The sequence below is a fragment of the Mesorhizobium sp. P2_D6 genome (assembly GCF_056404315.1).
This window is the reverse complement of the sequence record NZ_JBFUEG010000003.1, coordinates 99,344-124,115: the sequence shown is the minus strand read 5'-3', so window position 1 is coordinate 124,115 and position 24,772 is coordinate 99,344. Positions and strand designations below refer to the sequence as shown.

At 63.1% G+C, this 24,772-nt stretch carries 27 protein-coding genes; 13 read left to right on the top strand and 14 right to left on the bottom strand.

Annotated features, from left to right (window positions below):
- The first annotated feature begins 69 nt into the window (after positions 1 to 69).
- From secG to AC1D1L_RS06935, 4 genes are all read left to right on the top strand, one after another.
- Positions 70 to 573, top strand: a complete 504-nt coding sequence (gene secG, locus AC1D1L_RS06950) for a preprotein translocase subunit SecG (RefSeq protein WP_477339995.1) — start codon at positions 70 to 72, stop codon at positions 571 to 573.
- A 201-nt stretch (positions 574 to 774) separates the two neighbouring features.
- Positions 775 to 1,893: a L,D-transpeptidase gene (locus AC1D1L_RS06945; RefSeq protein WP_477339993.1), complete on the top strand. Its 1,119-nt coding sequence runs from the start codon at positions 775 to 777 to the stop codon at positions 1,891 to 1,893.
- Between the two features lie 155 nt (positions 1,894 to 2,048).
- Positions 2,049 to 3,686, top strand: a complete 1,638-nt coding sequence (locus AC1D1L_RS06940; protein WP_112561656.1) for a CTP synthase — start codon at positions 2,049 to 2,051, stop codon at positions 3,684 to 3,686.
- Positions 3,687 to 3,702: 16 nt separating this feature from the next.
- Entirely contained in the window at positions 3,703 to 4,266 is a 564-nt protein-coding gene (locus AC1D1L_RS06935) for a DUF1697 domain-containing protein (RefSeq protein ID WP_477339991.1), read from the top strand.
- Positions 4,267 to 4,349: 83 nt separating this feature from the next.
- On the opposite strand, the gene AC1D1L_RS06930 is transcribed toward AC1D1L_RS06935, so the two are convergent.
- The 5 genes from AC1D1L_RS06930 to AC1D1L_RS06910 form a co-directional block, all read right to left on the bottom strand.
- Entirely contained in the window at positions 4,350 to 5,807 is a 1,458-nt protein-coding gene (locus AC1D1L_RS06930) for an NCS1 family nucleobase:cation symporter-1 (RefSeq protein ID WP_477339989.1), read from the bottom strand.
- A 199-nt stretch (positions 5,808 to 6,006) separates the two neighbouring features.
- Positions 6,007 to 6,795 (bottom strand): trehalose-phosphatase, encoded by a 789-nt coding sequence (gene otsB / locus AC1D1L_RS06925; protein ID WP_477339987.1) that lies wholly within the window; start codon positions 6,793 to 6,795, stop codon positions 6,007 to 6,009.
- The gene (locus AC1D1L_RS06920) at positions 6,792 to 8,576 is read right to left on the bottom strand and encodes an alpha,alpha-trehalose-phosphate synthase (UDP-forming) (RefSeq protein ID WP_477339985.1); all 1,785 of its coding nucleotides are present in this window, start codon (positions 8,574 to 8,576) and stop codon (positions 6,792 to 6,794) included. Before AC1D1L_RS06920 ends, otsB begins: the two co-directional genes overlap by 4 nt.
- A 134-nt stretch (positions 8,577 to 8,710) precedes the next feature.
- Positions 8,711 to 10,873: an amylo-alpha-1,6-glucosidase gene (locus AC1D1L_RS06915; RefSeq protein WP_477339983.1), complete on the bottom strand. Its 2,163-nt coding sequence runs from the start codon at positions 10,871 to 10,873 to the stop codon at positions 8,711 to 8,713.
- A 44-nt stretch (positions 10,874 to 10,917) separates the two neighbouring features.
- Positions 10,918 to 11,979: a glycosyltransferase family 4 protein gene (locus tag AC1D1L_RS06910; RefSeq protein WP_477339981.1), complete on the bottom strand. Its 1,062-nt coding sequence runs from the start codon at positions 11,977 to 11,979 to the stop codon at positions 10,918 to 10,920.
- A 191-nt stretch (positions 11,980 to 12,170) separates the two neighbouring features.
- On the opposite strand from AC1D1L_RS06910, the gene AC1D1L_RS06905 reads away from it, so the two are divergent.
- The 4 genes from AC1D1L_RS06905 to dusA all read left to right on the top strand — a co-directional run bounded on the left by AC1D1L_RS06905 (position 12,171) and on the right by dusA (position 14,001).
- Positions 12,171 to 12,473, top strand: coding sequence for a DUF982 domain-containing protein (locus tag AC1D1L_RS06905; RefSeq protein WP_477339979.1), 303 nt, complete (start codon positions 12,171 to 12,173; stop codon positions 12,471 to 12,473).
- Between the two features lie 180 nt (positions 12,474 to 12,653).
- Positions 12,654 to 12,812 carry a hypothetical protein gene (locus AC1D1L_RS06900; protein WP_162712116.1) on the top strand — a complete coding sequence of 53 codons (159 nt, stop codon included), beginning with the start codon at positions 12,654 to 12,656 and terminating at the stop codon, positions 12,810 to 12,812.
- Positions 12,809 to 12,979, top strand: a complete 171-nt coding sequence (locus tag AC1D1L_RS06895; protein ID WP_477339978.1) for a hypothetical protein — start codon at positions 12,809 to 12,811, stop codon at positions 12,977 to 12,979. Before AC1D1L_RS06900 ends, AC1D1L_RS06895 begins: the two co-directional genes overlap by 4 nt.
- Positions 12,980 to 12,999: 20 nt before the next feature.
- The gene (gene dusA / locus AC1D1L_RS06890; protein WP_477339976.1) at positions 13,000 to 14,001 is read left to right on the top strand and encodes a tRNA dihydrouridine(20/20a) synthase DusA; all 1,002 of its coding nucleotides are present in this window, start codon (positions 13,000 to 13,002) and stop codon (positions 13,999 to 14,001) included.
- A 5-nt stretch (positions 14,002 to 14,006) separates the two neighbouring features.
- On the opposite strand, the gene AC1D1L_RS06885 is transcribed toward dusA, so the two are convergent.
- On the bottom strand, positions 14,007 to 14,711 hold the full coding sequence (locus AC1D1L_RS06885) for a TIGR02281 family clan AA aspartic protease (protein ID WP_477339974.1): 705 nt from the start codon (positions 14,709 to 14,711) through the stop codon (positions 14,007 to 14,009).
- Between the two features lie 13 nt (positions 14,712 to 14,724).
- Entirely contained in the window at positions 14,725 to 14,958 is a 234-nt protein-coding gene (locus AC1D1L_RS06880; RefSeq protein WP_477339973.1) for a DUF1289 domain-containing protein, read from the bottom strand.
- A gap of 217 nt (positions 14,959 to 15,175) precedes the next feature.
- Here AC1D1L_RS06880 and AC1D1L_RS06875 point away from each other — a divergent pair, with 217 nt between their 5' ends.
- Entirely contained in the window at positions 15,176 to 16,174 is a 999-nt protein-coding gene (locus tag AC1D1L_RS06875; RefSeq protein ID WP_477340731.1) for a nicotinate-nucleotide--dimethylbenzimidazole phosphoribosyltransferase, read from the top strand.
- Positions 16,175 to 16,183: 9 nt separating this feature from the next.
- On the opposite strand, the gene AC1D1L_RS06870 is transcribed toward AC1D1L_RS06875, so the two are convergent.
- Positions 16,184 to 17,704, bottom strand: coding sequence for a sensor histidine kinase (locus AC1D1L_RS06870; protein ID WP_477339971.1), 1,521 nt, complete (start codon positions 17,702 to 17,704; stop codon positions 16,184 to 16,186).
- A gap of 75 nt (positions 17,705 to 17,779) precedes the next feature.
- Between AC1D1L_RS06870 and AC1D1L_RS06865 the strand changes: the two genes are divergently transcribed.
- From AC1D1L_RS06865 to AC1D1L_RS06850, 4 genes are all read left to right on the top strand, one after another.
- Complete coding sequence (locus AC1D1L_RS06865) at positions 17,780 to 18,403, top strand: thermonuclease family protein (protein ID WP_477339969.1); 624 nt, start codon at positions 17,780 to 17,782, stop codon at positions 18,401 to 18,403.
- Positions 18,404 to 18,463: 60 nt separating this feature from the next.
- Complete coding sequence (locus AC1D1L_RS06860) at positions 18,464 to 19,075, top strand: glutathione S-transferase (RefSeq protein ID WP_477339967.1); 612 nt, start codon at positions 18,464 to 18,466, stop codon at positions 19,073 to 19,075.
- Position 19,076: 1 nt separating this feature from the next.
- Positions 19,077 to 19,694 carry a uracil-DNA glycosylase family protein gene (locus tag AC1D1L_RS06855; RefSeq protein WP_477339965.1) on the top strand — a complete coding sequence of 206 codons (618 nt, stop codon included), beginning with the start codon at positions 19,077 to 19,079 and terminating at the stop codon, positions 19,692 to 19,694.
- A gap of 144 nt (positions 19,695 to 19,838) precedes the next feature.
- Positions 19,839 to 20,330: an Lrp/AsnC family transcriptional regulator gene (locus AC1D1L_RS06850; protein ID WP_006333679.1), complete on the top strand. Its 492-nt coding sequence runs from the start codon at positions 19,839 to 19,841 to the stop codon at positions 20,328 to 20,330.
- 11 nt (positions 20,331 to 20,341) lie between these two features.
- Here AC1D1L_RS06850 and AC1D1L_RS06845 read toward each other — a convergent pair whose 3' ends face one another.
- From AC1D1L_RS06845 to AC1D1L_RS06820, 6 genes are all read right to left on the bottom strand, one after another.
- Positions 20,342 to 20,911 carry a DUF3299 domain-containing protein gene (locus AC1D1L_RS06845; protein WP_477339963.1) on the bottom strand — a complete coding sequence of 190 codons (570 nt, stop codon included), beginning with the start codon at positions 20,909 to 20,911 and terminating at the stop codon, positions 20,342 to 20,344.
- 47 nt (positions 20,912 to 20,958) lie between these two features.
- Positions 20,959 to 21,537, bottom strand: a complete 579-nt coding sequence (locus AC1D1L_RS06840) for a GNAT family N-acetyltransferase (protein ID WP_477339962.1) — start codon at positions 21,535 to 21,537, stop codon at positions 20,959 to 20,961.
- Complete coding sequence (locus AC1D1L_RS06835) at positions 21,497 to 22,201, bottom strand: DNA alkylation repair protein (protein ID WP_477339960.1); 705 nt, start codon at positions 22,199 to 22,201, stop codon at positions 21,497 to 21,499. The genes AC1D1L_RS06840 and AC1D1L_RS06835 overlap by 41 nt, the downstream gene beginning before the upstream one ends.
- Before the next feature lie 6 nt (positions 22,202 to 22,207).
- The gene (locus AC1D1L_RS06830; protein ID WP_477339958.1) at positions 22,208 to 23,077 is read right to left on the bottom strand and encodes an NAD(P)-dependent oxidoreductase; all 870 of its coding nucleotides are present in this window, start codon (positions 23,075 to 23,077) and stop codon (positions 22,208 to 22,210) included.
- Positions 23,078 to 23,181: 104 nt separating this feature from the next.
- Positions 23,182 to 24,003, bottom strand: a complete 822-nt coding sequence (locus AC1D1L_RS06825) for an ABC transporter permease (protein ID WP_477339956.1) — start codon at positions 24,001 to 24,003, stop codon at positions 23,182 to 23,184.
- Complete coding sequence (locus tag AC1D1L_RS06820; RefSeq protein ID WP_192254027.1) at positions 24,000 to 24,719, bottom strand: ABC transporter permease; 720 nt, start codon at positions 24,717 to 24,719, stop codon at positions 24,000 to 24,002. The genes AC1D1L_RS06825 and AC1D1L_RS06820 overlap by 4 nt, the downstream gene beginning before the upstream one ends.
- Positions 24,720 to 24,772 lie beyond the last annotated feature (53 nt).

Sequence of the window (24,772 nt, the reverse complement as noted above, 5' to 3'; positions counted from 1 at the left end):
TTGTATGGAGCCGCCTCCACATCACCGGCCCTGATCGCCAGGGAGCGGCAGGGCTTGCCAGGATAAAATATGGAAACCGTACTGATCGTCATCCACCTCATGGTCGTGCTCGCCCTTGTCGGCGTGGTGCTGCTGCAGCGCTCCGAAGGCGGTGGTCTCGGCATTGGCGGCGGTTCCGGTTTCATGACCGCGCGCGGTGCGGCCAATGCGCTGACGCGGGCGACGGCGATCCTGGCCGCGGCTTTCTTCGTGACGTCGCTGACACTCTCGATCGTTGCCCGCTACGGCGAAAAGCCGATCGACATTCTCGACCGCGTGCCGGCCGACAGCGGCAACGGCGTGCTCAACCAGTTGCCCGGCACGACGGCGCCGACGCCACCTGCCGGCACCACCGCACCGGCTGCGCCTTCGGGCAATGGCGCCGCCACGACGCCGCCGACGACCGCTCCTGCTACAGCCCCGGCGACGGCTCCGGCCCCAGCTCCGGCAACATCGCCTGCGACCGATTCGGCCACGCCGCCGGCTGCCAACGGCGTCACCTTGCCGGTCACGCCGCAGGTTCCAAACCAGTAGTCGGATAGGGTCAAGTGCCGCGATCTGTTGTTGTTTCAACACAGTCGCGGCAAATGCACTTGATCACGAAGATTCGACCATGCGTTCCGCTTGAGGCCGCTCCGGCACTTCGATTATAGATTGCGCGCGGCACTTTCTGCGCCCTTGGGGGGCGCCGGGCGACGCCGTGGGCAACAAGCACTGAACGATCGGATCTTCGCTATGCAGCTTCGCAGCTTCATTTTCATGGGGTTTTGTGCCGTATTCGGCATGAGCTCCGCGGCCTTCGCCGGCACTCCGGCAATGACCTCACCGCAGGCGGTTGGCAACACCGCTGTCATCAACGTCGCCGCCAAGAGCGATGCGGCGCAGCTGAAGCTTCTCAAGAAGAAGAAGAACCCGAGCTCGGATGATCTGGCTCAGATCAGCAAGCTCGAAGACAAGATCGCCGCCGACAAGGCGGCAGCCGGCGCCAAGGCGCTCGAGGCCCGCAAGCTGGCCATGCGCGAGGCGGCGAAAGCCAAGGCCGACGCCCAGCGCCAGGCCTTCCTGGCCAGCAAGGGCAAGCCGGTCGTGGTCGCCGACGCCAAGCCGGCCAAGAAGACCACCAAGATCATCTCGCCAGTTGACCCGATTGCGTCGCTCGTGCCGATCGAGTCGGCCGAACCACTCCCGACCGAAGCGATGAACGTCGCGCTGACCGGCAACAATGGCGAATTGCGCAGCGAGGCCCCGGGCCAGAAGCCGAGGAGCGGGGGGCTCTTCGCCGGCCTGTTCGGCGGCACATCGTCTGCCTCCTCGATTGCCTATCTTCCCGAGACGCGGGCACTCGATCAGGCGCTCGCCAAGCGCGAAGCCAAGAAGCAGTTCAAGGTGAAGCCGGAATTCGTGCCGCAGGACGTCGAATTCACCGGTTATGAGCCGGGAACCATCGTCATCGATACCAGCGCACGCCGTCTCTACCTCGTCGAATCGGCTTTCACCGCCCGCCGCTATGCCATTGCGGTCGGCCGCGAAGGCCTGCAATTCAAGGGTACGGTTGCGGTTGGCGACAAGCAGGAATGGCCGCGCTGGATCCCGACGCTGGACATGCAGAAGCGCGAGCCCAAGCACTATGGCCAGTACAAGGACGGCATGCCCGGCGGCGGTCAGAACCCGCTCGGCGCCCGCGCCATCTATCTCTATGACGGCAAGAAGGACACGCATCTGCGCATTCACGGCACCATCGCGCCGCAGTCGATCGGAACCAGCGCCTCCAATGGCTGCTTCCGGATGATCAACGAGCACGTCATGGACCTCTACAGCCGCGTCCGGGTCGGCACCAAGGTCGTCATCATCTGACGTTCTTCCAATTCTGCCGAAAGGGCCGGCTTCTGCCGGCCCTTTTGTTTTGACCAAGAACTACAGTCTCGAACCTCGGGACTATCGCGCCTTCTCTGGAAAAAGCCTCAGCGGCGGTTTTTTCTCTGGCGGAATCAATTCGGCCGCGTTAAGCGATGACTCCCATGGCGCGATATGTATTCATCACAGGCGGCGTGGTTTCCTCACTTGGAAAAGGCATTGCCGCAGCGGCCCTTGGGGCTCTCTTGCAGGCGCGGGGCTATCGCGCACGCATCAAAAAGCTCGATCCCTATCTCAATGTCGATCCCGGCACGATGTCGCCTTACCAGCATGGCGAGGTCTTCGTCACCGATGACGGCGCCGAGACTGATCTCGATCTGGGCCATTACGAGCGTTTCACCGGCCGCTCGGCCAACCAGCAGGACAACATCACCACCGGCCGCATATACAAGAACATCATCGAGCGTGAGCGGCGCGGCGACTATCTCGGCGCGACCGTCCAGGTTATTCCGCACGTCACCGACGAGATCAAGCATTTCGTCCTCGACGGCAATGACGACTACGATTTCGTGCTGTGCGAGATCGGCGGCACGGTCGGCGACATCGAGGCGATGCCTTTCCTGGAGGCGATCCGCCAGCTCGGCAACGACCTGCCGCGCAACAACGCCGTCTATGTCCATCTGACCTTGATGCCCTACATCCCGACGGCCGGCGAACTGAAAACCAAGCCGACCCAGCATTCAGTCAAGGAACTGCGCGGCATCGGCATTGCGCCCGACATCCTGCTGGTCCGCGCCGACCGCGCCATCCCCAAGGAAGAGCGCAGAAAGCTGTCGCTGTTCTGCAATGTCCGGGAAAGCGCCGTCATTCAGGCGCTCGACGTGCCGCACATCTATGACGTGCCGATGGCCTATCACAAGGAAGGGCTCGATTCGGAAGTGCTGGCCGCCTTCGGCATCGACCCGGCGCCCAAGCCGCGCATGGAGCCCTGGCAGGCGGTGTCCAACCGCATCCACAATCCGGAAGGCGAGGTCACCATTGCCGTCGTCGGCAAATATACCGGCCTCAAGGACGCCTACAAATCGCTGATCGAGGCGCTGTCGCATGGCGGCATGGCCAACCGCGTCAAGGTCAAGCTCGACTGGATCGAAAGCGAGATCTTCGAAAAGGAAGACCCGACGCCGTGGCTGGAAAAGGTGCATGGCATCCTGGTGCCCGGCGGCTTCGGCGAGCGCGGCTCCGAAGGCAAGATCCTGGCGGCCAAATTCGCCCGTGAGCGCAAGGTGCCGTATTTCGGCATCTGCTTCGGCATGCAGATGGCCTGCATCGAGGCGGCGCGCTCGCTGGCCGGCGTCGAGCATGCCTCGTCGACCGAATTCGGCCCGACCGACGAGCCGGTCGTTGGCCTGATGACCGAATGGCTGAAAGGCAACATGCTGGAGAAGCGCCGGGAGACCGGCGATCTCGGCGGCACGATGCGGCTCGGCGCCTATCAGGCCGAGCTCACCAAGGGATCGAAGATCGCCGAGATCTACGGTGACACCCAGATTTCCGAGCGCCACCGCCACCGCTACGAGGTCAATGTCGACTACAAGGAGCGGCTGGAAGATTGCGGCCTGGTGTTTGCCGGCATGTCGCCCGACGGCGTGCTGCCGGAAACGGTCGAATACCCCGACCATCCCTGGTTCATCGGCGTCCAGTATCACCCGGAACTGAAAAGTCGGCCGCTTGAGCCGCATCCGCTGTTCGCCAGCTTCATCTCGGCTGCGGTGGACCAGTCGCGGCTGGTATAGGCCGCTGGCGGCGCCGGTGAAGACCTATGTCGCGCTGCTCTACAGCATCATCCTCGGCGAAGGTCGCCGGGTCGTCATGTCCGACCTCAAGGCGATGGCCGAAGGCCTCGGACTGAAGAACCCGCGCACACTGGTAGCGACCGGCAATCTGGTCTTCGAGGCGCGAGCGGCGGATATCACCAGGCTGGAACAGCGGCTCGAAACGGCCTTCGAAAAGACCTTCGGCCGCCATGTCGTCATCATCGTGCGCACTGCCGAGGACTGGCTGAAACTCGCCGCCGGCAATCCATTCCCAGTCGAGTCGGCCGAAACCGGCGATCAGGTGGCGGTGCGGATCATGCGCAAGCCCGCGCCCATGGACGGTGTAGCAGCGCTCCAGGCCTATGCCGCCGAGGATGAGAAGGTGGCTTCGGTCGACGGCGACATCTGGGTCGTCTTTTCGCGCGAGCGGCCAAGCTCCCGCCTGCTTGCGGCGATGAACCACAAACGCATGGGCATCGGCACCGCACGCAACTGGAACACGGTGCGGAGGTTGGCTGAGATGGTGGGAAGAATAGGCAGTAGCGCAGTAGGGCAGTAGGGCAGTAGGGCAGTAGGGCAGTAGGGCAGTAGGGCTCCTATTTCCCTACTCCCTTACTGCCCTACTGCCTTATTCCCTCCATTTCATGCCTTCGCCGTCTTCGCTCCAGCACCCAGAGCCATCGTGCGCAGCACGTAGTAGATGGCGCCGGCAATCGCCACGCCGAAGAACCAGCCATAGACGCCCCACCAGGCCGGCAGCCAACTGGTGAAGTTGGGCAGGATCGACGAGAAGATGGCGCCGATGCCGGCGGCGATGAAGGCATTGACGTGCCAGCCGCCCTGGAAGCGGAACTCGCCTTCCTCGCGGTAGAGCGCCTCGACGTCGACCTCGCCTTTGCGGATCAGGTAATAGTCGACCATCATGACGCCGAAGATCGGCCCCATCGTCGCGCCGATGATGCCGACAAAATGCGCGGCACTGCCTTCCCACGGTGCGAAGGGATAGAGCACCAGCGCGATCACCGCCGCGATGTAGCCGCCCTTCTTGAAGTCGATCTGGCGCGGGAAGACGTTGGAGAAGTCGAAGGCCGGCGAGACGAAATTGGCCACCACGTTGATGCCGAGCGTCGCCACTGCAAAGGTTAACGCCGCAAGGGCTGCCAGGAACCAGCTGTCGAACTTGGCCGAGATCTGGTCGGGATGCAGCAGCACTTCGTGGTAGACGTCATAGGCAGCGATCGTGGTGACGCCGGCGACCAGCGAGAACAGGATCAGGTTCACCGGCAGGCCCCAGATGTTGCCCTTGCGCAGCGCGGCCTTGTCCGGCGCGTAGCGGGCGAAGTCGCAAAAATTGAGATAGAGCGCCGAGAAATAGGTCACCCAGATCGCTGCGACCCCGAACAGTGCCGTCCACGACCCGGGATCGCCCGGAATGCCGGCATCGGCGGTCTTTTCGCGCAGCACGTCCATCGGAATATCACTGGTGAAAGCGAAGGTTCCTGATTTGATGCAGAGATAGATCGCCAGGAGCAGCATCATCACCCACACCGCAGGTCCCGCCCAATCCTGGAAGCGGCGCACTGTCTCCATGCCCTTCTGGATGATCAGGAGCTGCAGCGCCCAGATGACGACGAAGCAGATCACCTCCAGGGTGGAATGGCCAAGAAGATGCGAGGTCTGGTTGAACTCGTTGAACCACGGCAGCCGCGTCAGAAGCGCCACGATGGCGCCGGAGGCCGCGGCAGTCTGCGCGCCGTACCAGAAGCACGCGACGATGGCGCGCACCAGGGCCGGGATGTTGGCGCCCCAGATGCCGAACGAGGCGCGCGCCAGAACGGGGTAGGGCACGCCGGTCTTCACGCCGGCATAGCCGACCATGTTCATCAGCACGTAGATGATCAGCGAACCGATGCCGATGGCGATGATGAAATTGACGAAGCCGCCGCAAAACAGGAACAGGCTGGCAGCGAGGTAATAGCCCCACAGGCTGTGGACGTCCGACGTCCACACGTTGAAGATCGAAAATGGCCCCCAGTTCCGCACCTTCGCCGGAGCGAGGTCCTCATTGTACAGGCCAGGCGATGCGCCTTGTATTGTCACGGTGTAATCCTCCCCTTTTGCCAAACGCGCCTCCACGCGATGCAGCGCAGGTTATGCCTGACGCAAGGGAACCGGCAAGCAATCCATTTGGCGGCTTTGGCCTTAAAGATATTCAACGAGAATCGCGCTTATCGATCGGCGTTTGTCGGAGACGGGGCGCAGCCGCTGTGGGTTCGATTCGATCCGACAGTGATCGTGATCAAGATGCTTTGCGGTCGAGGCCCGCTGACGCTTCGAAATTTGCGGCAAGCCAAGCTATGGCGCGGGTGACATCGTCGAGCCGGTATTGAGCTGCGGTGGGACCGCGCGGCCTGACCCGGATCGAGATGCCGCCGGCTTCGTTGATCGCCTCGAAACCGTTTTCATCGGCGGTGTCGTCGCCGAGGAAGACCGGCCGCCGCCCGGCAAAGGGCGGGATCGCCATGAAACGCCGCACGGCAGCGCCCTTGGCCGCCTCGAGCGGCATCAGCTCGACACCGGCATTTCCCGGAATGACGCGGTAGCCCTTGGGGAGCCCGGCCAATGCCTGCTCGACAAGCTGGGTAGCCCTGGCCAGTAGATGCGGCGCCGCACGCGTATGAATGGCAAGGATCGGACCCTTGCGCTCGATATGAACCAGGCCGTCATCCAAATCGGCCTCAATGGCGTCGGCGAGGGCAGCTATATCGGCGGGAGCATCCGCCACAACGATGGGACCATCAGGTGTCAGCCGGTGTTCCAGCCCATACAGGCCAGCAACGCGCAGCTTCAGCGGATGGAACAGGCGGTCGGCGACTTCCACCGAGCGGCCGGTGATGAAGGCGACTGCGCCGCCCAGCCGTTCGTCGATGGCGCCGAGCAGACTGCGCAACTCGTCGCTGACGGACACCGCGTCCGGGTGGGCGACGTGTTCGAGCAAGGTGCCGTCAATGTCGAGGAAAAGTGCCCATTGTCCTTCCGGCAGGTCGGGTGCTGCTGGCAGGCCCAATGCCTTCGGTAGACTATTCATGACGCCACCCTCCGCATGCGATCGAAAAGCGAGACGATGTTGCTGTCGGTGGTTGCAGGCCGTTCGGTGACACCCGTCGCCCGGTCGAGATCGCTGCGTTTGCGCAGCCGCGCCGCGTCCAGCAGCATGCTGCCGGCCCAGCGATAGACATTGTTGTCGCGCACCATCTCGCGCATCGGGCGCATGCGCTCGCGCTGTTCGTCCGGCGACATGGTCAGCGCCTGCAGCAGTGCATCGCTCATCATCGCCGCATCGTAGGGATTGACGATCAGCGCCTCGAGCAGTTCGCGCGACGCACCGGCAAATGTGCTGAGCAACAGCACGCCCTGCTCGTCGTCGCGCGCGGCGACGAATTCCTTGGCGACAAGATTCATGCCGTCATGCAGGCTGGTGACCATGCAGATGTCGGCAGCGCGATAGATCTCGTAGACCTGTTCCTGCGAGTGATGTTCGGCCACCATGATGACCGGCTTGTAGCCGTCGCTGCTGCCATAGCGCTGATTGAGCTCGTCGGCATAGCGCATGCATTCGTCATGCAGTTGCTGGTAGGCCGGCAGCGTGCCGCGGCTGGGCGCCGCGAACTGCAGGAAGACCAGTCTGCCGATCCATTCGGGATGGCGCGTGAACAATTCGTCCAAAGCCTGAAAGCGGTCGAGAATGCCCTTGGTGTAGTCCAGTCGTTCGACGCCGATGCAGAGCTTGACGTCGGCCTTGAGGCCGAACCTGTCGCGCAGACGGGTTCGGCATTCCTCGACTGTGGGCAGCTTCGACAGAAGTTCGGCCGGCCATTCGATGGAGATGGGGTAGGCGTGCACCAGCGTCGTCTGGCCACCGTAGGAGATCGCCGCATCGGCGCGCTCGATACGGCTTTCCAGGAAGCGATCGACGCTTTCGGTAAAATTGTTGGCGTGGAACTGGGTGTGGAAGCCGATGATCGAGCTGCCGAGCAACCCCTCGAGGATGCGTTCGCGCCATGGGCAGATGCTGAAGACTTCGGAGTTCGGCCAGGGGATATGCCAGAAGGTGATGACGATCGCCTCAGGCAGGCGCTCGCGGATCATGCGCGGCAGCAGCGCGAAATGGTAGTCCTGGACCAGCACGATCGGCCGCTCGTTGCGCGCCTCTGCCACAACCGTATCGGCGAACTTGCGGTTGACGGCCTCATAGGCTTCCCAGTCCGAGGCGCGGAAGATCGGCCGGGTGAAGGCGATATGGCAGAGCGGCCACAGGCCTTCATTGGCAAATCCGAGATAGTAGCCTTGATATTCGTCCTCGCTCAGCCATACGCGGCGCAGCGTGTAGGACGGCTTGTCCGGCGGCACTGGCACGCGGTCGTTGTCGTCCACAGTGAGGCGGTCCGCGCTACCGCCGCCATAGGCGATCCAGGTGCCGCCGCACGCGCGTGTGATAGGCTCCAGCGCCGACACCAGCCCGCTGGCAGGCACGACAAGCTCGACGCCATTGTCCTTGACGTTGTGGATATAAGGTTCGCGGTTGGAGACGACGATGACCTGGGCGTCCGGAAGGTCGTCGGCGAGGATCTTGCGCAAGGTCTCGGGTGACCATGTCACCAGTGCGGCATCGGCGGACTGGCCGTTCTTTTCGAACTCGCGCATGACCTTGCGCGCCGCTTCCGCCGCCACATCCTCACCAGCCGCGCGGGCAACGGCCGGTGCGTGGCTGTCGCGGCGCCGGGATATCGAAAACAGGACGGCGAGGGCGGATAGGCCGAGGCTTGCCAGGATCACGATCCAGAGCATGTCGACGCCATAATTTGTCATTGAAGTGCCAATCTCCGCCTTTGGCGGTCATTCTTCTTCGTTGAATTCGAACACGCTCGCCCGCGGCAGGCCGCCGGCGGCTGTCATTTTGCAACGCACAAAACTGCGATCGGTTCCCGCGAAAATGACCCAGTTCAGCTTCGCACGATCAGCGGAACCAACCCTTCATGGCGGTCGGCGAGAAAGGCGACGACGCGGTCGCCGACGCGCTGGAAGGTAAGATCCACCTTCTTTTCGCCGACGCCCAGATGCCTCAGCGTCAGCGTGTCGATGCCGATCGGCAGCCTTGGGCGGGTGACATGGATTTCGCCATTCCAGCCGTCGATTTCCAGACCGAGGCAAGCCTGCATCAGCATGAAGGCCGAACCCGCCGACCACGCCTGCGGCAGGCAGGCGACGGGATAGGCGATCGGCGCTTCGCCGACCGAGCGGGTAAAACCGCAGAACAATTCCGGCAGCCGCATGTTGAAATGCACGGCGGATTCGAACGTGCCGCTCATCAGCCGCACCACATTGTCACGCTCGCCAAACCGCGCCAGGCCGGCGCCGCAAATCGCCGTGTCGTGCGGCCAGATCGAGCCATTGTGGTACGACATCGGGTTGAACAGCACCGCATCGTCGGCAAGCGTCCTCACCCCCCAGCCCGACTGGAAGGACGCCGATAGCAGCTGGTCGGCGACCATCTGCGCCCGCGCCGGCTCGGGCAGCCCGACATAGAGCAGGTGACCGGCATTGGAGGTGCGCACCTTGCAGGGTTCGCCGGCGCCGTCGATGGCGAGCGCATAGAAACCCAGATCGTCGAGCCAGAAATCGCGCTCGACGGCGATCCGCATCTCTTCGGCGCGGTTTTCCCAGTGATCGGCTTGCGCGAACTCGCCCCGGCGGCGGGCGAGCGCCGCCAGGCCCCTGAAGGCGGCAAAGACATAGCCTTGCACTTCCACCAGCGCGATCGGACCCTTGGGAATGCGCCCGTCGGCGTGGAAGACAGAGTCGAAACTGTCCTTCCAGCCCTGGTTGGCAAGGCCGGATTCGGCGGCCCGCTGATAGGTGACGAAGCCGGTCGCCCGGCTTGCATCTTCCGTCCACTCGGCGGCGGCGCAAAGCGATGGCCACAGGCTGGCGATGAAGTCCATGTCGCCGGTGCGCTCTGCATAGGCGCAGGCAAGGTGGATGTAGAGCGGCGTGGTGTCGACGCCGCCATAGTAGCGGCCGAAGGGCAGCTCCTGCAGTGCCACCATCTCGCCCTTGCGCGTCTCGTGCATGATCTTGCCGGGCTGCGAGTCGCTGAACGGTGATGTCTCGGTCGCCTGGTGCTGGGCGAGGAAGGTGAGCACGCCGCGCGCCAGGCCGGGATTGAGCCACAGCATCTGCAGCGCCGAGATGACGCCGTCGCGGCCGAAGGCGGTGGAAAACCAGGGTATGCCGGCATAGGGGTAGGGGCCGGTCGACAGCTCGGTGGTCAGCAAGGCCACATCGGCGCGGGCACGTTCCACCCAGTCGTTGAAGACGCGGCCCGAACTGTGCACCGTCGCGCCATGGCGGCGCTTGGCCCGCATGCCGAAGCGGGCGCGCGCCGCAGCCGCCCGGAACCGGTCGCGGTCAGGCGGCTCGGCCAGTTCCGGACCAACCTCGACATAGAATACCTTGCTGCTGCGCTTGGTCACCGCGATGAGGAAATCCGCGCGCTCGGCGCTGAGCTGGTCCGGCGCCTGCGAGAACGAGATCGCCGACATACGTGCCAGCCCGTCCAGCCCGTCGTAGCGCAACACGACGGAGGTGGGCTCGATCTCGGCCGCATGCGCCGTGCCGCGTTTTGGCCTGGTCGAGCCGCGCACCTCGAACATGTCGCGGAAATCGGCGGCGAAGTGCAGCGAGATGCGGATCGCCGAATGCTCCTGGCTGTAGTTGGACAGGGTGATGCGTTCGAACAGCCGGTCCTGCCACAGCAGCCTGACGCGTTCGATGTGGATTGCGCCCTGAGGGATGTCGCGGCCCCCGACGCTTTGCATCGGCAGGTTGGTCAAATTGCTGGTGAACAGCACATTGTCCTGGCTGAGCGAGGCGCCGAGCAGCGATGTCTGCCGGCCGCCAACGGTGAGCCGGAACTCTGACAAAACGCGCGTGTCGTCACGGAAGAAGCCGTCACCGGCGCCTCGGATGTCGCCATAGGCATCGGCCACCGCAAAGCAATCGCCTTGTTTCAGGGCGAACAGCCGGTGCGGCTCGCGCGGCGCGGTTTCGTCGAGGGAGGCGAGGGCCACGGCAGGGTCGAGCTTGCGCTCGTCAAGTTCAGTCATCAGTCACAGATCTCTGTTTTCGGGTTCGGAGCGTCGGCCGTCGTTCAAGACGCTTTCTTTTCCGCTGAATTGCCGATCAGGCGCACATACGCAGAGAGATAGTCACGGGCCATCCTGTTGGCGGAGAACCGCTTTTCGAAAACGGCGCGCACCTTTCTCCGGTCGAGCTGCAGCAAGGCTGGCAACGCGGCGACCGCGCCGTCGAGTGAATCGACGATAAAGCCGGTAACGCCATGGTCGATGACTTCCGGCAACGCACCGCAGTTCCAGCCAATGGTTGGCGTACCGCAGGCCATCGCCTCGATCGCGGCAAGGCCGAACGGCTCGGGCCAGTCGATCGGAAACAGGAGCCCGGCGGCATTGCCGAGGAATTCAGCCTTTTCGTCCTCGGCGATCTCACCGACATAATCGATGCGGTCGCCGTCGATCAGTGGTTCGATCGTCTCGTGGAAATAGGCCCGGTCGTCATCACCGATCTTGGCCGCCAGCTTGAGCTTCATGCCCGAGCGCAAGGCGATGTCGATCGCCCGGTCCGGCCGCTTGTCGCGCGACAGCCGGCCGAGAAAGGCAAGATATGGTTCGTCGGCCGCCGGCTCGAAGGTCGGCTGGTAGAGGCCGATCGGCAGCCCGTGATGGATGGTCGCCAGCCAATTGGCGTTGGCAAGCCCGCTTCTCTGGCTGCGCGAGATCGAAATCAGGGGAAAGCGTGGAAAGCGCTCATAGGCCGGCGCCAGATCGACATAATCGAGTCGGCCGTGTGGCGTCGTCACCGTTTTGTCCGGCATATGCTCGAAGAACGAAAAATGCAGGAAGTGGCTGAGGTGAAAATGAATGATATCAAAGTCCTGAGCTCGGTTCCTCACAGCTGCTAGCATCGCGAGATGCGCCGCGGTGTCCGACTTGAGCGGGCGCGGATCGAGGCGCAGCGCGCGTTCGCGGCCCGGAACCAGTCTGGCTGATGTGTGGCTGTCCCCGCTGGCGAACAAGGTCACCTCATGGCCGAGTTCGACCAGCCCTTCGGTGAGATAGGAAACGATCCGCTCGGTGCCGCCATAGAGCTTGGGCGGCACGGATTCGTGCAGGGGGGCGACGTGGGCTATGCGCATGATTTGGACTGTCCCTCAAAGGCGAACACGAGAGCGAAATGCGTCAGCGGGCGTAACGTTCCGGATAAAATCCGGCCGCCGACAATCCCAAGCCAACCCTCGCAAATTTTCTTGCAAGAAGCGGAACCAACTCGCTGTTCGCGAATTTAACAAGGTTGGTTCGCGCTGCGGCCGACCAGGGAGAGAACAAAATGGACCGCTTGCATTTCTTTACGCCGGTGCGCATTGCGCGCGGGCAGGGACACCCCGTCGAGGAAGTCGATAGCGTTGCCGAAGCGATGGTCTTTCTGCAGAAATGGCCGTTGGGTCGGCGTGGGCCTGTGTATCAATGTGCCCTGAATTGCTGCTCCGCGGCCCTGTCGGGCCGGATGTCGCCTGAGGAGGCAAGGAAGGCCTTCACCGGTTTTGCCCGTATCACCCGCCTGCTCGACGACGACATGGCGCTGCCAATGGGCGGCGAAAGCATGGCCGAAGTCTACGCGCTGAGACGTTAGGGACCTGGTCCAGTCATTTTGTGATTGAACGCCTGCGCCGTAGTGGCTCGGGCCGCTGTTTCGCGCACCAGCCTATTCCCGCCCGGCCCTTCACCTCACGGGCTATACTGTGCTTTCATGCTGCGCGTGACCGGTGGTTGATGACCAATCCACGGACGGCCGCACGTGGAGGGGCAGACATTGCCGAGACTGATCCTGGGAACACTCGGCGCTATCGTCATCGCTCTTGTCTGGGCGGTCCTCGCCAGTTTGATGGGCGCACCATCGATCGTGATCACGGTCGGTGCGGTCGCCATAGGGGCCGGCGTCTACACCTACGTCGACAGACGCTCGAATTGAGCCGTTCCGGTCTGTCGGGCGGCCTGATCACGGTCCGCACGGTCGCCGTCGGCGTCTACAGCTGCCTCGACAAAGCTCGCGCTAATCCGGGCCTTAACCTGCCTGAGGCGGACGCGGTGTTGAGGGTAGGAAAACACCACGAAATCGCCTATGTGAGCGGCAAGTAGCAGCGGCAAAGCCACCACGAATGCAAGATAACGACTACAAAAGCGTCCGGATTTCAGTCGCCCCGATGATGGACTGGACGGACCGGCATTGCCGGTTCTTCCATCGCCAACTGACGCGTCGCGCGCTGCTCTATACCGAGATGGTGGTGGCGGATGCCGTCATCCATGGTGCACGCGAACGCCTGATTGGCTTTGATGACGCCGAACATCCGGTGGCGCTGCAGCTCGGCGGCTCCGATCCGCAAAAGCTGGCCGAGGCGGCGCGCATCGGCGAGGCCTTCGGCTATGACGAGATCAATCTCAATGTCGGCTGCCCGTCGGACCGCGTCCAGTCGGGCACGTTCGGCGCTTGCCTGATGAAGGTGCCCGACCTTGTCGCCGATTGCGTGGCGGCGATGAAGGTGGCGGTGAAGATCCCGGTGACGGTGAAATGCCGCATCGGCGTCGATGAGCAGGATCCCGAGCCCGCGCTCAATGCGCTGGCCGACGGCGTCTTCGCGGCCGGCGCCGACGCGCTTTGGGTGCATGCCCGCAAGGCCTGGCTGGAGGGGCTGAGCCCCAAGGAAAATCGCGATATCCCGCCGCTAGACTATGGCAGGGTCTATCGCCTCAAGGCTGGAAAACCGAACAAATTCATCGGCATTAATGGCGGAATTCAATCGCTCGAGGAGGCTGTTCGACACCTCGATCATGTCGATGGCGCCATGCTTGGCCGCGCCGCTTATCACACGCCGGGCATTCTGGCGGGCGTCGATGCCGCGTTTTATGGGGCTGAACCCGGCGCATTCGATTTCGCCGCGCTGATCGATACGATGGCTGATTACGCCGCGCGCCATATCGCGCAGGGTGGGCGGCTCGGCCATGTCACCCGCCACATGGTCGGCCTGTTCCACGGTCTGCCCGGCGCGCGCCGCTTCCGGCAGATCCTGTCGACCGATGCGACGAAGCCCGGCGCAGGGCCGGATGTGTTGAAGGTGGCGTTCGCTGCCGTCGATTTCGACCGCGCCGAACAGGCCGCCTAGGCGGTTCAGTCGCGCAAAATCATCCGGTCGCCGCGCACGTCGAAACCCGACAGCGAGCCAATAAAATTCATGCCGAGCAGGCTCTGGCTGAGTGCGCCCGGTGCGGCGACCATGACCTGCATGTTCTTGCGTACGATGCCGCCGATCGCTAGTTCGTCGGTCCTCACCGAAGCGGCGCGCGCCATGCCGTTGGCGGTCGAGACCGGAACGGTGAAGCTCAATGCAGCCGGATTGAAGCCGGCCGCTTGCGCGTCTTCGGCCGTCAGCACCGTGCTGGTCGCGCCGGTATCCACCACGGTGCGGATCGGCGCGCCGTTGATCGTGATGCGGGCTTCGAAATGGCCGCTGTCGGCCTTGTCCAGCGTCACGGTGGCGTGGCCATCCTCGACGCCGAGCGCCAGCGGGCTGCCGGGAATGAGGCCTGCCGTCACCCGGCTTGCGAAATCCTGCAACTCGTAGCGGTACTGGTAGCCGGCGACGACCGCCAGCACGATCGCGGCCCAGGTGCCGAGATTGCGGGCCATGGCGCCGAGCGGCCTGCCGGATCGGATCAGGCCGGCGCTGACCAGCAAGCCGATCGCGCCCAGCCAGACCAGCCGGCTGAAATCGTAGTTCTCGATGCCGAACGTGCTGCCGGCGTCGTTGTTGATCATCAGCAGCACCAGCCCGACGCTGATTGCCGCCATCACGATCCAGAACAGTCGGTTCATTGGGTCTGCCGTTTCACGAGAGGACGTCGCGCTCGCGCGCCACGCGGCTGCGGCGTGTTTCCCGGCGCGGCCGACGCTCGACCGTCTCCAGCCGGGCCGGCAATTCGGCCATGACGCTGCGACGGTTTTCCGGCGTCATGCCCATCCAGGCGCCAATTTCATCGCGCGTGCGACCACACCCGAAACAGAAGCCGGTTTTCATGTCGATCGAACAGACCAGGATGCAGGGGGATTCGATGGCCGTCATGATGTTCTCGTGAGATCCCTTTGCGGAATCCCTTGTCCCGCTTCCACATGGTGCAACGGCAAAGCCAATGCAAGCCCTCCGGATTTCGCCACCGGCAGCCGCTTTTGCGGCACGGCCCAGTGTTGCGGCTTGATGGTTGTGGTTGCGGCTTGATGGTTGTGCCGGCCGGGCAAGGCGGCTATGCCGCTTGGCAATCTTGGAGATGAGCACCGACGTCATGACCAGCGCACTGCCTTTCGACGATTTCCGCGATCTGCTGGCGAACCTGCCGCCGGCTGACGAGACGGCCGAGGCGCGCGTGCGCACGCTGCTTGCCAGGGCCGACAAGCCGAAGGGTTCGCTCGGCCGCATCGAGGACATCGCGGCCTGGCTTGCCGCCTGGAGCGGCCGCGCGCCGCCGGCGGTGAACCGGCCCCTGGTGGCGATTTTCGCCGGCAACCACGGCGTCACCCGTCACGGCATTTCGCCGCGCGACGTCGCTGCGACCGCCAGTGCCGTCGAGTTTTGCGCTGCCGGCGGTGCCGCGATCAACCAGGTCTGCATCGCCAACGATCTCGGCCTGAAAGTTTTCGACCTGGCGCTGCACATTGCGACCGCCGATATCACCGAGGACGCGGCCCTCGACGAACGTGGCTGCGCCGCCACCATGGCCTTCGGCATGGAAGCGATTGCCGGTGGCGCCGATCTGATCTGCCTCGGCGATCTAGGCGTCGGCAATTCCACTGTCGCGGCAGCCTTGTGCGCGGCCTTGTTCGGCGGCAGCGGCGCCGATTGGGTCGGCCCCGGCTCTGGCGCCGACGCGGCCATGCAGGCGCGCAAGGCTGACGTCGTCGACGCCGCCCTTGCCTTTCACGGCGCTGCTCTCAGGGATCCGCTGGAGGCGCTGCGCCGGGTCGGTGGCCGCGAATTCGCTGCCATCGCCGGCGCCATCATCGCTGCCCGGATGCAGAAGATCCCGGTGCTGCTCGATGGCTTTGCCGCGACCGCCGCGGCGGCGGTGCTGCACGCCGCCAATCCCGCGACGCTCGACCATTGTCTGCTGGCCAGCCTGTCGCCGGAGCCCGGCCAAAGGCTTGCCGTCGAGCGGCTCGGCATCATTCCGCTGCTCGATCTCGGCGTCAGCCACGGCGAGGGGGTAGGGGCAGCCCTTGCCGCCGGCCTGGTCAAGGCCGCCGCGCTTACCAGTTCGGGCATGGCGGCTGCGGTCAAAGCATAGAACAGGCCGCTAGCGCCGCCGCGCCGCTACCGCCTTGGTCGGCAGCGCGGGCAATTCCTCCATCACCCGGCTCAGCGGGAAGATGGCGATCGCCTCGGTGCCTTCGCGCAATTTGGAAAGAAGTTCGAATTCGCCGCCATGCATGGCGAGCAGGCCCTGCACAATCGGCAGCCCGAGCCCGGTGCCCTGTTCGGCGCTCTTGATGGCGATCGAGCCCTGGCCGAAGGCGGACAGCACGATCGGGATTTCGTCTTCCGGAATGCCCGGCCCGTTGTCCTTGACCGAAATGTATTGGCCGCCGCCCGCCGTCCAGCCGACGCGCACACGAACTTCGCCGCCGGTGGCGGTGAATTTTATGGCGTTGGACAGAAGGTTGAGCGTGATCTGCCGCACCGCCCGCTCGTCGGCGAACAGGCGTGGCAAGGCGCTTTCGAAATCCTGGACGATGCGGATGTCCTTGTTGCGCGCCTTCAACTCCATCATGTGGCAGCAATCCTCGGCGATGTTGAGCAGCATCACCGGCTCCTCGTTGAGCTGGTAGCGGCCGGCCTCGATGCGCGACAGGTCGAGGATCTCGTTGATCAGGTCGAGCAGGTGCTGGCCGGAATCGTGCACGTCGCGGGCGTAGTCACGATAGGTGGGGTTGCTCATCGGCCCCAGCACCTCATTGGCCATCACCTCGGAAAAACCGAGAATGGCATTGAGTGGTGTTCTCAGCTCATGGCTCATCGAGGCGAGAAAGCGCGACTTCGCCAGATTGGCGTCTTCGGCGCGCCGACGAGCTTCGTCCGACATCGATTTCGCTGTCTCGACCTCGGCGAGCAACGCATCCTTTTCGGAGCGGAACGATAGAAGCATCAACGACGAGTGGTTGAGATGACGCGCGAAGTAGGCGAAGAACGGCAGAGCCGCGACCAGCATTGCGACCATCATCGTCTCGACCGACATCCACAGTTTTGATTCGGCATAGGCATAGACCGCCACCGGAATGACGAAGGTGGCGAGCAGCGCGCTGCGCAAGGACGACGCGGTAATGGCGGTCGCTGCCATCGCCAGCAGCAGCACCATCGCCTTGATCACCGGGAAATAGTCGATCTGGCAGGAGGCGCAGCCGAGCCAGGCGAACCAGGCCCAGCCGAGGCCGCACAGCGAATGGCCGATCAGAAAATCCCGGCGTGTCAAAATAGGGTCGAGTTCGGCCGCTTCGGTGCGTTCGACGCGCCGCGCCATAAAGGCAACGATCGAATAGCAGATGAGCGTGAACAGCGCCCAGATGCTGATCTGCTTGTCTATGCCCGCCAGAATCCCGGTCGCCGCGATCGCCAGCACCAAAAGTGGAATGACGGTCGCACCCCCCACCATGGCGCGGGCATGCAGCTTCAGGAGCTCGCGGTCGAAGTCGAGATTGCCGACCTGTTGCGAAAGACGGTCGCGCGTTCTGCGCACCGCGCGCGCCACATCGCTGTTGCGGTGCGGTTTCCTGCGGTCCACAATGAATTTATCCGCTGTGTTCGAGCGTAGCAGAGGCATGGAAACTTCAATTTATGCGCGCAGCGATCTCAATTCGTTAAGCTACGTTCGAATGATTAAGAGACTGTTTGCCATATGAGCCGTTCGTGGTCGCCAAGGCCGCGCCGGCGATACTATCCGCCGCAGCCGCGAAGCCTGTGGCGCAGATTGCTGGATTACGCGCTGACCGTTCTCATGCTCGGCCTGCTGATCCTGCTCGCCGCGCGGCTCGACCGCTTCGAGACGCGCAAGGCGGAGGGCGCCGCGATCGTCAATGACGGCGATTCGCTGACCCTTGGCACTGAACGCATCCGCATGCGCGGCATAGATGCTCCGGAATACCAGCAGATCTGCCGCAAGGACGGCGCCGACTATGCCTGCGGCAGGCTGGCGCGGCAGGCGCTGGTGCGGCTGACATCAGGCAATCCGGTGACCTGCAGCGGCTGGCAGCGCGACCGTTACGGCCGCCTGCTCGGGGACTGCAAGGCCGGCGGCAAGGATTTGAACCGCGCCCAGGTTGAGGCCGGCTGGGCCATCGCCTATGGCGACTACGAAACCGAGCAGGCCGTTGCCCGCGCCGGCAAGGCCGGCATCTGGGCCGGCACGTTCGACCAGCCGCAGGACTGGCGCGAAAGCCACCACGAAGGCCCGGTCGAAAGACGGCACGGCACGCTGGCTTCGTTCGGTGACGCCTTGCGCGAAATCTTTCGCTTCCGGTGAGAGGCAGGCCGTGTCCTATAGCAAGCCCCGTGGTTGCCAGCAAATATCGGGAGGATTGAGATGAAACTGTTCGACGGTGGCCGCGCCCCCAATCCGCGGCGTGTCCGGGTCTTCCTCGCCGAAAAAGGCATCGAAGTGCCACTGGTGCCGGTCGACATGGGTGCCATGGGGCACAAACAGGAGCCGGTCAGCTCACGCAACCCGCTGGAGCGGCTGCCGGTGCTTGAACTCGACGACGGCAGCATCCTCACCGAATCCGTCGCCATCTGCCGCTATTTCGAGGAATTGCAGCCGGAGCCGGCGCTGTTCGGGCAAGGCGCGCTCGGCAAGGCCAAGGTCGAGATGTGGCAAAGGCGCATGGAGTTCAATCTGCTCAGTTGCGTCGCTCAGGCCTTTCGCCACATCCATCCGGCAATGAAGGAATGGGAAATTCCGCAAATCCCCGAATGGGGCGAAGCCAACAAGACGAAAGCGGTCGAATTCCTGAACCTGCTCGACACCGAACTGGCAAACCGGGAATTCGCCGCAGGCGACACCTATTCGATCGCCGATATCACCGGGATGATCGCCATCGACTTCATGAAACCGGCGCGCATCAAGGTACCGGACGAGTGCTCCAACGTGCTACGCTGGTACAGCGCCGTCACCAGCCGGCCGAGCGCTTCCGCCTGAGATGGAGGCGGACCTCGAACGCCTGACGGTAAAGATCCGCGCCTGCCGCATCTGCGTCGACAATCCTGTGGGACGGCCGCTGCCGCATGAGCCGCGCCCGGTGCTGCTGCCGTCATCCAGCGCCCGCATCCTGCTCGCCGGCCAGGCGCCGGGCACCAAGGTGCATTTTTCCGGCATGCCGTTCACCGACGCGTCCGGCGACCGCTTGCGAAGCTGGTTGGGTGTCAGCGCGGAGGAATTCTACGACACCGAGAAATTCGCCATCGTGCCGATGGGGTTCTGTTTTCCCGGCCAGGACGCCAAGGGCAGCGACCTGCCGCCGCGCCGCGAATGCCCGCCGGCCTGGCGCGCGCCGCTGATGGCGTTGATGCCGCAGATCGATCTGGTTCTGACGATCGGCTCCTACGCGCAGTCCTGGCATATGGGTGAGGCGCGGCGGTCATCGCTGACCGAAACCGTGAGGGACTGGCGCGCCATCTGGGATACGCCGGCCAGCCTGAAAGTGCTGCCGCTGCCGCATCCTTCCTGGCGCAATTCCGGCTGGCTGAAGCAGAATCCATGGTTTGAAATGGATTTGCTGCCCTTCCTGAGATCGGAAATCCGCTATCGCATTGCTTAAGCTTTAAGCAAGATATCACTCGCTTTTATGCCATTCGGCAGAATTTCTTTCTTGTGAAAGGCCTAAATAAGAGGGAGTATAGCCAATCTATTCCCAAAGCGCGCCGCGCCCGAGGGAACGCGGCCTGCACCAGGGAGCATCTCAATGGATCGCCTCGACAGAAAAATTCTCCGCCTCCTGCAGGAGGATGCGACGCTCGCGGTTGCCGATGTTGCCAAGAAAGTCGGCCTGTCGACAACGCCGTGCTGGCGCCGTATCCAGAAGCTCGAGGAAGAGGGCGTCATCAAGCGGCGCGTCGCCATTCTCGATCACGAAAAGGTCAATGTGCGCGTCACCGTCTTCGTGTCGATCCGCACCAATTCGCACAGCCATGAATGGCTGCGGCGCTTTTCCGAAGTCATCCAGGAATTTCCCGAAGTGGTCGAATTCTACCGCATGAGCGGCGACGTCGATTATCTCCTGCGCGTGGTTGTACCCGACATCGCCGCCTATGACGCCTTCTACAAGCGGTTGATTGCCAAGATCGAGATCCGCGACGTGTCGTCGTCCTTCGCCATGGAGCAGATCAAGTACACGACCGAAATGCCGCTCGACTACATGGTGCTGGACAAGGAATCCGGGGCCAACGCGGCTTAAGGCTAAACCTGCTAGTTCTTCTTTTTGTTGAGAAAAGTCCAGGGCGAGTTGACCGGCAGCGTGATCGTATCCGGCACGTTGTCGACAGCCACCACCTCGGCTTTGCGCACGGTGTAGCCGGACTGGATGATCGAGACGCCGTCGAGAATGAACAGCTGGCTCTTCTCCATGCCGGGCTGCAAAGCGCCGGTCACGGCAACCGACTCATAGGCCTTCGACATCTTGTAGGGACGGGCCGGCGTGACCAGCACGATCTGGTTCGGCGGCGGCGTTGGCATGTGGCTGCAGGCGCCTGTCCACGGCACCAGCAGGAACTGGTAAACGAGGTCGCCATCGCGATCGACAGGCAATGCATAGCCGGCTAATTGAACGGTCTTGTCCTGGAGGTTGAGCGACAGCGTCTCGCCATGATCGGGCAGTTTTGCCGCGATCATCGGCAGGCCGGCATCTTCGGCAACCGCCTGCGTCGCCGGCCGCAGATCCTTCCAGAAGATGTGCGCGGTCTGTGCCGAGGCATCAAAGGTAGCGGATGCCAGCAACGCGGCTGCAAGCGCCATGGTCGGTTTGAGATGTCTGCTCATCGGCCGCTTCCTTTGTGCTGGGAGTAAAGACGCCGTGGCCGATTGCGTCAACGCTCGAGCCGCATCACATGTCTGCGAGAGCCGGCCATGCCGATCTCGTGGAACCCGCGAGCGGCGAACATGTCGCGAAAACCCATGAAGGTATAGCTCGGCGATGCCTGGTCGACCGGATAGGCCTCGACGGTGCGCGCACCCTTGGCAAAGGCATGGTCGACGGCAGCCTCGAGCAGGGCAGCCGCCAGCCCGCCGCCGCGCAGCGCTCTCGGCACATAGAAGCAGACGATCGACCAGATATCCGTCTCGGCATCGTCCTGTTGCGGCGATAGCTTGCGGTAGGTCTGGCGCGGTGCGACCGAGCACCAGCCGACGGTCTTGCCATCGAGCTCGGCCAGAATACCGACCGGCGTGCCGGCCTCGATAGACGCCATCATCATGCGCTTCTTCTCATCGTTCTCGACATGCTCGCGGCTGGAATGGCGCCAGGCCATGCACCAGCAATATTTCGGTCCGCCCGGCGCTTCGAACAGGTTTTCGAAATCGGCGCGCGTGTGCCGCGTCACCTCGGCAAAACGAAGTTTTGCGAGATCAGGCCTTTCTGGCGGCGATCCGCTCGAGCGTCTTGGCATTGGTCAGCTCCCTGACGGCGTCCTTGCCGTTCCAGCGCGCCGTTTTGTCGGTCGACTGCGCCAGGCGTTCGGCCACGACAAGGGCAGCGCCGTGCATCTCCACCGATCGCTTGCCTATCGAACGAAGCGCCCAGTTTACCGCCTTCCTCACGAAATTGCGGCTGTCGGTGGCATGCGCTTCAATGGTCGGCAGGAAGCCGAGGAAGGTCGCTGCCGGCTCTTGCTTTCGATGCACGACAGACCAGGCCATCATGGCAAAAGCCGTGCGTCGAACGAACTCCCGCTCGTCCGCCGCGAACTCCTCGATCAGTTCCTTCCAGGCGTCCGTGTCGACGAAGAGATCGGAGACGCCGTCAACGATATCCCAGGAATCGAAGGATGCCGCCCATTGCCTTGCATCCGCTGCGGAAAAGCGCTTCGGGTCGGCCGTGACGGATGCGATGAACTGCGCCTCCATGATGCCGGTCTGCCAAAGCTCGAAGGCTCGTTCATGGTTGCGCTTGATCTTCCTGGCGATCTGCCGCTGCATGCCATGCGAAATGCCCAGCGCCCGCTCGATCTTGATGCCGTAGCGCAGCATGCCGCGGCGATTTTCTTCCGAGCCGATCGACCGCAAATGCGCGACGATGTCGTCGGCGCTGGATTGGGGCGATAGCTCGACCATCCCAGCCTATTTCTCCAGGCGCGCCAGCAGCGAAGACGTGTCCCAGCGCTTGCCGCCCATCGCCTGCACATCCTTGTAGAACTGGTCGACAAGCGCCGTCACCGGCAGTTTGGCGCCGTTGCGGTCGGCTTCATCAAGGCAGATGCCGAGATCCTTGCGCATCCAGTCGACGGCAAAACCGAAATCATATTTGCCGGCATTCATCGTCTTGTGGCGGTTCTCCATCTGCCAGGAACCGGCAGCACCCTTGGAGATCACCTCGATCACCTTTTCGATGTCGAGCCCGGCCTTCTTGCCAAAATGGATGCCTTCGGCCAGTCCCTGAACCAGCCCGGCAATGGCGATCTGGTTGATCATCTTGGTGAGCTGACCGGCGCCCGACGACCCCATCAGGCCGACCATGCGGGCGAAAGCGTCGATGACCGGCTTGGCCTTGTCGAAGGCAGCCTGGTCGCCGCCGACCATCACCGTCAACACACCGTTTTCGGCGCCCGCCTGGCCGCCGGAGACCGGCGCGTCGAGGAAGGAAAAGCCGGCCTTTTCAGCAGCTTCGGCCAGTTCGCGCGCGACCTCGGCCGAAGCGGTGGTGTTGTCGATGAAGATCGAACCTTTCTTCATCGCGGCGAAGGCGCCGTTGGCTCCGGTCGTCACGGAGCGCAGATCGTCGTCATTGCCGACGCAGGAAAAGACGAAATCCTGGCCCTCGGCTGCCTCGGCCGGCGTCAGGGCAAGCTTGCCGCCATGCTGGGCCACCCATTGCTCGGCTTTCGCCGCGGTGCGGTTGTAGACGGTGACCTCGTGGCCGCCTTTGTTCCTGAGGTGCCCGGCCATGGGATAGCCCATCACGCCAAGACCGAGAAATGCCACAGATGCCATAGGTTTGCCCTTCAGATGGAAGCGAAATTGTCCGCGCAAGCTCTAGGCTCTGCGCGCAGTTCGTCAAGACGCGCATGAGCCGATCGACTGGTGCAGCCGACCAGTCAACGCTTCAGATGTATGGTGATCCGGCGTTCGATCCATTCAACGCCATGGCGCAAGATCTCGACCATCACCAGATAGACGAGGGCGACCCAGATATAGGCCTGGATGTCGAACGAATTGGCAAAGGCAAGCTTGGCCTGACCCATCAGATCGTAAACGGTGATGATGGCGACGATGGCCGAAGCCTTGACCATCAGGATCAACTCGTTGCCATAGGGACGCAAGGCGACGATCAACGCCTGCGGCAGAATGATCTTTCGCAGCGTCTGCAACTTGTGCAGGCCGAGTGAAGCGGCGCCTTCCCACTGGCCTCTCGGCACGCTTTCGATGGCGCCGCGCAGGATCTCGGCCTGATAGGCGGCGGTGTTGAGTGCGAAGGCAAACACACCGCAGTTGAAAGCGTCCTTGAAGAAATCCCAGAGACCGACCGTTTGAAGCTCAGCCCTGAACGATCCCAGTCCGTAGTAGACCAGATAGGTCTGAACCAGCAGCGGCGTGCCGCGGAAGAAATAGACATAGCAATACGCAAGGCCGGACAGGATCCGGTTGCTGGACATGCGCCCATAGGCGACCGGCACCGACAGGATCGCTCCGAGCACCATCGATATGCAGACCAGCAGCAGCGTGGTTTGCAGGCCTTTCAGATAGGCCGGAGCATATTTGGCGAAGAAGTCGGCGTTCCAGGCAAAGATCAGATAACTGACGATGCCGAGGCCGAACAGGATCCAGAAACCGACCATCGCATAGCCGATGACACGGCTGCGCGGCCAGCCGCGCGCCCGGGGTGGCGGTCGTTCGACCAAGGCGGCGGTGACGCTCATCGTTGCGCCTCCCGCCGGCCGAGCGAGCGCAGGATCGCGCTGGTGGCAAAGGATGAAACGACGGCCAAACCAAGGAAGACCATGGCCGCAACGCCATAAAACAAGAACGCGTGCTTGGTAACGCGAGCAGCAGTGTAGGCATTGCGCAGCGTCTCGGCGAGGCCGACGACCGACACCAGCGACGTATCCTTGAGCAGGCTCAGCCAGCAGTTCTCAAGTCCCGGAAATGCGATGCGAAGGAGTTGCGGCAAGATCACCTTGCGCATGGTCAGCCAATTCGAAAGGCCGATCGCATAGCCGCCCTCATACTGACCTTTTGGAATGGCTCGAAAGGCTGAAAGAAACACCTCGCTGGCATAGGATGAAAAGATCAGCGACAGCACGATCATGCCGGCGACGAAGCTGTTGACGTCGATGGTCGCGTCGGGCCGGAAATATCGCACGAGGTGCTGCAACAGGATCGGCACACCGAAGAAAAACAGGAACAGCGTCACCAGTTCCGGCAGGCCGCGGAAGACGGTGGTGTAGATATTGGCTGCCAGCCGCAGCGACGGTTCATCGGATTGTTTGGCCCAGGCAACGAAAAAGCCGATTGTCAGGCCGATGGGCAGCGTCGCCAGCGCAAGCGCGATGGTAACCAGTGCGCCATAGGCAATATCGTCAATCCAGCCATCGGGTCCCCAACTCAGAAGTATCCATATGTTCTGGCTTGGCATTGACGGGTCTTGTCTCCACTTCTGTCAGGCCAAGGCGGCAGGAGAAGTTTCCC